Here is a 6,869-nt window from a genome sequence, read left to right as displayed (position 1 = left end):
ATCCTGCAGGGTTTCACGGCCGAAGAGATCACCGAGAGCGTCGAGGACGGCGTCATTCGGGTTGCTTGCGAGTTCTGTTCGAAGTCCTACGAATTCGACCCGGCCGAGTTCGCGCCGGTCCAGTAAACCCGTCTAATTCAGCCTGTGGCGCGCGTTGGGCAGGTCGAGCGAGAAGGCGGGTATGGCGATGTCGAACATCTCGCCCGCCTCGTTGCGCATGGTGTAGCGCCCGACCATGATGCCTGACTGTGTCGAAAGCGGGCAGCCCGACGCATATTGGTAGCTGTCGCCGGGATTGAGCTCGGGCTGGTCGCCGACCACGCCCGGTCCACGAACCTCCTCGACCCGCCCTGAAGCGTCGGTGATGTGCCAGTAACGCGACAAGAGCTGAACGAACTCATCCGAGTTGTTCTCGATCGTGACGCGATAGCCCCAGACATAACGATTTTCTGCAGGCTCGGACCGATCCTCCATGTAGAACGGCTCGACCTCGACTGCGATGTTGCGTGTGACCGCGCGATACATATGCTGCGCTCCTTGGCCTGCACAATGACAGAGTCCGCCGCAGGAGGCGGCGGGTCAACTTCGTTTTTCGTTTTCACGCCGAATGTGATGAATGCGCAGTGGATTTCACCTCACCGACGCATCCGCGTCACCCCGCTGTCATGCGCCAAGGCCAGTTTCCGCGTCGTCCAACGACAAGGAATCACTGCAATGAAACGCCTCCTCGCCCTCCTTTTCGCCTCGGCCTGCCTTTGTGGCACGGCTGCATATGCTGACGACCTCGCAAGCGGTATCGAAAAGCTGACCAGAGGCACGGAGTGGCAGCTCGTCAAATCCCCGATGCTGGAATTCGACACCTTCCACCCCCAGGGCTTCGCGCGTGTCGGCGATGCGCTGTTCATGTCCTCCGTCGAGATCATCGAGCGGACCAAGAAATTCGAGGCTCCCCAAAATGGGCTTGACCGTGACGAGGGCAAGGGGGCCGGGCATCTGTTCAAGCTCGACGCCAATGGCAAGCTTGTCGGCCAGGTGAAGCTTGGCGATGGAGCCATCTACCACCCGGGCGGTATCGATTATGACGGCCGCTGGCTGTGGGTGCCGGTTGCCGAGTACCGGCCAAACAGCAAGTCGATCATCTACCGCGTCGATCCCGAAACGCTGGAGGCGACCGAGGTCTTCCGTTTCCCCGATCATATCGGCGGCGTTGTCTATGACCCGGACCAGCGCACGCTGCATGCCGTGAGCTGGGGCTCACGCCGCTTCTACACCTGGAACGTCAATGAGGACCTGACCGTGCCGAAGTCGGCACTCGATCCGGAAAAGACCCGCACGCTCAATCCGGCGCACTATATCGACTACCAGGATTGCGCGTTGCTCAAGCCCGGTCAGGCGGTCTGCGCCGGCCTCACAGAGTATCGTCCTGGCCCTGACGGGCAGGTCTTCCGTCTTGGTGGCATCGAGATCGTGGATCTCAAGCAAGGCCGTCCGCTGTTTCAGGTGCCGGTCCAGATCTGGACGGAAAAGGGCAAGTCCATCACCGGCAATCCCGTTCTCATCGAAAAGACCGAGACGGGCCTGCGCCTGACGGCGGCTCCAGAAGATAACGAGACGAAGCTCTACGTCTACGAAACGAAGCTGCCGAAGAACTGATCGGCATATGAAGATGGCGCTCCGGCCAGCCGGAGCGCCACTCCTTTAGGGCGTTGCCTTCAGCGCATCGCCGATGTCGTTGAGCAGGTCGTCGGCATCTTCGAGGCCGACTGACAGGCGCAGCGTGCCGTCGTCGATGCCGAGTTCGGCCCGGGCCTCGTCGGTGAGGCTCTTGTGCGTCGTCGTTGCCGGATGGGTGATCAGGCTCTTGGAGTCGCCGAGATTGTTGGAAATCAGGATGACATCAAGCGCGTTTTCGAAGGCGAAGGCCGCTTTCTTGCCGCCCTTGAGATCGAAGCACAGCAGCGTCGAACCGCCCTTCATCTGCTTCTTGACGATGTCGGCCTGCGGATGGTCGGCCCGGCCGGGATAGATCAGCCGCGACACTTCCGGCCTGCCGGCCAGGAAATCGGCGATCTTGCCTGCGGTTTCGGTCTGCTGGCGCACGCGTATCGGTAGCGTTTCCAGGCCCTTGAGCAACGTCCAGGCGTTGAACGGCGACAGGCTTGGGCCGGTGTGGCGGAAATAGTCGTGCAGGTTCTCGTCGATCCACTTCTTGTCCGACAAGATGACGCCGCCGAGGCAGCGGCCCTGGCCGTCAATATGCTTGGTCGCGGAGTAAACCACGACATGGGCGCCGAGTTCGAGCGGCTTCTGCTGCATCGGCGTGGCAAAGACGTTGTCGACGACCAGGCGCGCGCCGATCGAATTGGCAAGGGCGGCGACAGCGGCGATGTCGACCACTTCGAGCGTCGGGTTGGTCGGGCTTTCCAGGAAAAACAGCTTGGTGTTGGGCTGGACGGCCTTTTCCCAGTTCTCGATCAGCGTGCCGTCGACCAGCGTCGCCTCGATGCCGTACTTTGGCGCCAGCGTCTCGACAACCCAGCGGCACGAGCCGAAAAGCGCGCGCGCTGCAACGATATGGTCGCCGGCCTTGAGGCCACACAGGATCGCGGCCGTGACCGCAGCCATGCCGGAGGCTGTGGCGCGTGCGTCTTCAGCACCTTCGAGCGCGCACATGCGCTTTTCGAACATGTCGACGGTGGGATTGGCGTAGCGCGAATAGATGAAACCTGGGCTCTCGCCCTTGAAGCGGGCTTCAGCACTTTCCGCGCTCTCGTAGACGTAGCCCTGGGTGAGGTAGATCGCCTCGGAGGTTTCGCCGAATTCGGAGCGGAGCGTGCCGCCATGGACGAGGGTGGTCTGGGGTTTCCAGTTGCGCTGCTTTTCGGAGGTCATAGCCAAATCCAAATACAAAAAAACCGGTCGCGAAAAGTCGCAACCGGTCCACAACGCGGCCCTTTAGCGACTTGTTTAACGTGGCTGCAAGCCGACCGGCCAAATCACCACGGGATAAATGTCCTTTAGACCCGCAGCCTGCTTGCGTCAATCGCGGGGTCGACTAAACGTTTTGGGCCACGCATATGACCCCGGATATAGGTCCGGGTCCAGCGATCCAGGGCTGTCCGTTCGGGCCGGGCGCTGTAAAGGAGTGAGGCAATTGCGGCAATCGGGCATTCTTCCGGATCAGGACATCGCGGCATTGTTCGCCTCGGGCGCGCTTCTGGCGCCATCGCTCGATGCCGACCAGATCCAGCCGGCGAGCCTCGACCTGAGGCTGGGCGCAACGGCATTCCGAACCCGCGCCAGCTTCCTGCCGGGGCCTAATTCTCTGGTGTCGGACAAGCTCGACCGGCTCAAGCTGCACGAGATCGACCTGACCAATGGCGCCGTGCTGGAGACAGGCTGCGTCTACATCGTGCCGCTGCTCGAAGGCCTTGCCCTGCCGGCCGACATCTCGGCCTCCGCAAACCCAAAGAGCTCGACGGGCCGCCTCGACATCTTCACCCGCGTGATGACAGACCGTGGCCAGGAGTTCGACAAGATCCCGGCAGGCTATACCGGGCCGCTTTATCTCGAAGTCAGCCCGCGCACGTTTCCGATCGTCGCCCGCAAGGGTTCGCGCCTGTCGCAGATCCGCTTTCGCAAGGGCAATGCGCTGCTGTCGGAGGCGGAGCTTCACACGCTGCATGTCTCCGACCGGCTGGTCGCGATGGATCCGCCCAACATCTCGGGCGGCGGTATTGCTCTGTCCATCGATCTGGCTGGCGCGCCGGGCAGCATCGTCGGTTATCGCGGCAAGCACCACACCGGGCTTGTCGATGTCGACAAGCGCGCCGCCCAGAACGTCGTCGATTTCTGGGAGCCGATCTACAATCACGGTGCCGAGGAACTGGTGCTCGACCCCGACGAATTCTACATTCTCGTCTCGCGCGAGGCGGTGCATGTGCCCCCGCTGTATGCCGCCGAGATGACGCCTTTCGACCCGCTCGTGGGCGAGTTTCGCGTCCATTATGCCGGTTTTTTCGATCCTGGATTCGGCCATTCCAGTGCCGGTGGCACCGGCAGCCGGGCCGTGCTCGAAGTGCGCAGCCACGAGGTGCCGTTCATCCTGGAACATGGCCAGGTCGTTGGGCGTCTGGTCTATGAGCATATGCTTTCGCGCCCGCGCGCACTCTACGGCACCGACCTCGGCTCCAATTATCAGGCCCAGGGTTTGAAGCTCTCCAAACATTTCCGCATGACCTAAGGTCAGTCTGTTCTAATCTTTAGTCTGCTTGTCCATAGCCGGCCGCTGTGATTGGCTGGAGGAAGGGACGCTCGGAAAGAGCGCCCGAAAAATGGAGAGGATCATGCAGATTTCCCGGAAGTTCGCTGGCGCAGCTTCGCTCGCAGCGCTCTTGTTGACCCTTGGCGGCGCTTCGGCACAAGAAAAGCTCAAGATCGGTACCGAAGGCGCCTATCCGCCCTTCAACAACCTGACCGCCGACGGCAAGCTTGTCGGCTTCGACGTCGACATCGCCAACGCGCTGTGTGCGGAGATGAAGGTGGAATGCGAACTGGCGCCCCAGGACTGGGACGGCATCATTCCAGCCCTTCAGGGCGGAAAGTTCGATGCCATCGTCGCCTCGATGACCATCACCGAAGAACGCAAGAAACAGGTCTCGTTCACCAACAAGTACTACACCACGCCGCTGGCACTGGTGGCCCTGAAGGATTCCACCCTGGCCTCGGCGGAGCCCGATGCGCTCAAGGGCAAGACAGTAGGCGCACAGGCGTCGACGACCCAGAGCATCTATGCCGAGGACCACTACGCCAAGGCTGGCGCCGAAGTGAAGCTCTACCCGACCCAGGATGAGGCGATCGCCGACCTGACCAATGGCCGTCTCGACGCTGTGGTCTCGGACAAGTTCGTGCTGGTCGACTGGATCAAGACGACCGGCCAGGATTGCTGCAAGATGATCGGCGATCTCAAGGGCACGGAATCCGAGGCCGGTATCGCGCTGCACAAGGACAACGACGCGCTGCGTGAAAAGTTGAACGCTGCGATCGACGCCATCGTCAAGGACGGCACCTACGCCAAGATCAATGCCAAATATTTCGACTTCGACATCTACGGCGCGAAGGACTGATTGACTGAAAGCGAACAGGCCGGGCGTCGATGACGTCTGGCCTGTTAGTTTCAAATCGTTGTGCGGGTAGGGCCGGCGATGAGCTTGGCTGGCCTCAATACTTGTTTCGCCGTCCAATACTGGAAATGTGACTGGGACCCACTGGCTGACTGGACCGATCGGGTGCATCATTTGCCTGATCGGAGGTAAGGGCCATGCGTTATGTTTTCATCCCGCTGGTGTTCGGGCTGATGATGCCGTTGTCCGCTTGCATGTCGGACAATTACGACTACGTCAGCTCCTTTCAGCCTGACTACTACAACGACACAGGGCTAAGGTYCGGCTATGCCACCGGGCAGAGGCATCTTCGCGATTTCAGCGATCCCCACGACCGGGAACTGCGCAGGTAGTAGGTGCGGAAGGCTTGAGCGGGTAGTGGGCGAGCCAGCAACCGACTGAGCAGCAACCGCTACGACTGCGCAAACCCCCGCCTGGCCGTTGCAGGTCGACTAGCGAAGCTGCGCGCTGAGCTTGCGATCTGCCTGTTGCCAGCCCGCAGTGGTGCCGCGTAAACGCAAAAAAAAGCCCGCGGTCTGGTGACCGCGGGCCTCTCTATCAAGCATTGCTGTAATTAGAACGCAGCGTCGAGGCGCAGGAAGCCGTTGATCACGCCGTCGCCGTTGTTGAAGCGATCGAAGGTGTCGCCATCATTGTAGTTGAGAGCGAGCTTGGCATCGAGGTTCTCGACGATGTTGTAATCGACAACCGTACCGATAGCCCAATCGTTGGCACCGCCGACCGAGATCGCGCTCAGGTTATTGTCGTGCGCATCACCGAAGTACTGACCGCCGAAGCCGACTGCCAGCTTCTGGTTGACCTGGTACTTCAGGTAGCCGCCGACCGACCATGCATAGCCGTTGTAGACGCCGTTGACGCCTTCAATCGCATCACCCGGATTGATGCTGAAGTAGGTCGGGCCCGACTCGTAAGCTGCGAGAAGCTGCAGCGTGAGAGCGTCGGTTGCCTTGATGTTGGCGATCGCCTTGAGAGCGAACTCTTCGTAGGCGTTGTCATAGCCGGCGAACAGGGAGACCGAACCCCAGCCCTGCGTGACAGCAACCTTACCGACGACCAGCGGGACGTAGTCGAAGTTGTCCGACTCTTCTTCCAGGCCGAGCGACACAGCGATGCCGTTGCCGGCGTCGAAGGTGTAGCGGATCTGGTTGACGCGCTCACCGCCGCCCGAATCGAACTCACCGTCGAGTTCGCCGTCGAACAGGGTGTCGGTGTGACCGACGAGCACGCCGCCGAGCTCGAAGTAAGCGTGACGGAGAGCCGTGCCGCTTTCTTCCTGGAGGCCACCCCAGTGGTTGCCGGTAGCAGTCTCGGACCAGCCGCGGTCTTTGCCGCCGATGCTCGCCTCGAACTCAATGTAACGGCGGAACGTGCCGTATTCGGTTTCCGAACGCGCGTCGAACTGCAGGCGGGCCTTGGCATCCTTGCGGAAGCCGTCGTCAAGATCGGTGAAGCCGATCTCGTAACGAACGAGGCCGCCGACCTTGAGGCAGGTCTCGGTGCCGGGGATGTAATAGAAGCCCGCGCCGTAAACGTCGCAGATGCGGACGTATTCCATGGGTTCCGGCTCAGCGACGACGACAGCGTCCGCCGCACGAGCACCAGAGACAGCGACCAGGGCCGCAGCGGAGCCGAGAAGAAGGCTCTTAATGTTCATTTCAATTCCTCAGTTGATGCACAGCCATTGGA

The 6,869-nt window shown here is 61.1% G+C and carries 8 protein-coding genes and 1 riboswitch; of the genes, 5 read left to right on the top strand and 3 right to left on the bottom strand.

Annotation, left to right across the window (positions count from 1 at the left end):
- Positions 1 to 126 (top strand): Hsp33 family molecular chaperone HslO (locus tag AC1DUU_RS19365; RefSeq protein ID WP_476785028.1); only part of this gene is annotated, 126 nt, incomplete at its 5' end.
- A 6-nt stretch (positions 127 to 132) separates the two neighbouring features.
- Here the strand turns inward: AC1DUU_RS19365 and apaG are convergent.
- Positions 133 to 525: a Co2+/Mg2+ efflux protein ApaG gene (gene apaG, locus AC1DUU_RS19360; protein WP_476785027.1), complete on the bottom strand. Its 393-nt coding sequence runs from the start codon at positions 523 to 525 to the stop codon at positions 133 to 135.
- 189 nt (positions 526 to 714) lie between these two features.
- On the opposite strand from apaG, the gene AC1DUU_RS19355 reads away from it, so the two are divergent.
- The gene (locus AC1DUU_RS19355; RefSeq protein ID WP_476785026.1) at positions 715 to 1,653 is read left to right on the top strand and encodes a DUF6454 family protein; all 939 of its coding nucleotides are present in this window, start codon (positions 715 to 717) and stop codon (positions 1,651 to 1,653) included.
- A gap of 45 nt (positions 1,654 to 1,698) precedes the next feature.
- Here the strand turns inward: AC1DUU_RS19355 and AC1DUU_RS19350 are convergent, their stop codons facing one another.
- Positions 1,699 to 2,892, bottom strand: a complete 1,194-nt coding sequence (locus AC1DUU_RS19350; protein ID WP_476785025.1) for an O-succinylhomoserine sulfhydrylase — start codon at positions 2,890 to 2,892, stop codon at positions 1,699 to 1,701.
- A 43-nt stretch (positions 2,893 to 2,935) separates the two neighbouring features.
- Positions 2,936 to 3,013, bottom strand: a riboswitch (SAM riboswitch).
- 141 nt (positions 3,014 to 3,154) lie between these two features.
- On the opposite strand from AC1DUU_RS19350, the gene AC1DUU_RS19345 reads away from it, so the two are divergent.
- From AC1DUU_RS19345 to AC1DUU_RS19335, 3 genes are all read left to right on the top strand, one after another.
- A complete protein-coding gene (locus AC1DUU_RS19345) occupies positions 3,155 to 4,243 on the top strand; it encodes a 2'-deoxycytidine 5'-triphosphate deaminase (RefSeq protein ID WP_476785024.1) in 1,089 nt (362 codons plus the stop codon).
- A gap of 103 nt (positions 4,244 to 4,346) precedes the next feature.
- Entirely contained in the window at positions 4,347 to 5,126 is a 780-nt protein-coding gene (locus AC1DUU_RS19340) for an ABC transporter substrate-binding protein (protein ID WP_476785023.1), read from the top strand.
- Positions 5,127 to 5,320: 194 nt separating this feature from the next.
- Positions 5,321 to 5,515, top strand: coding sequence for a hypothetical protein (locus AC1DUU_RS19335; RefSeq protein ID WP_476785022.1), 195 nt, complete (start codon positions 5,321 to 5,323; stop codon positions 5,513 to 5,515).
- Between the two features lie 221 nt (positions 5,516 to 5,736).
- On the opposite strand, the gene AC1DUU_RS19330 is transcribed toward AC1DUU_RS19335, so the two are convergent.
- Positions 5,737 to 6,837, bottom strand: a complete 1,101-nt coding sequence (locus AC1DUU_RS19330) for a porin (protein WP_476785021.1) — start codon at positions 6,835 to 6,837, stop codon at positions 5,737 to 5,739.
- Between the last annotated feature and the right edge of the window lie 32 nt (positions 6,838 to 6,869).

It is taken from the genome of Aminobacter sp. P4_H6_2 (assembly GCF_056400805.1).
This window is presented reverse-complemented; position numbering and strand designations above follow the sequence as displayed.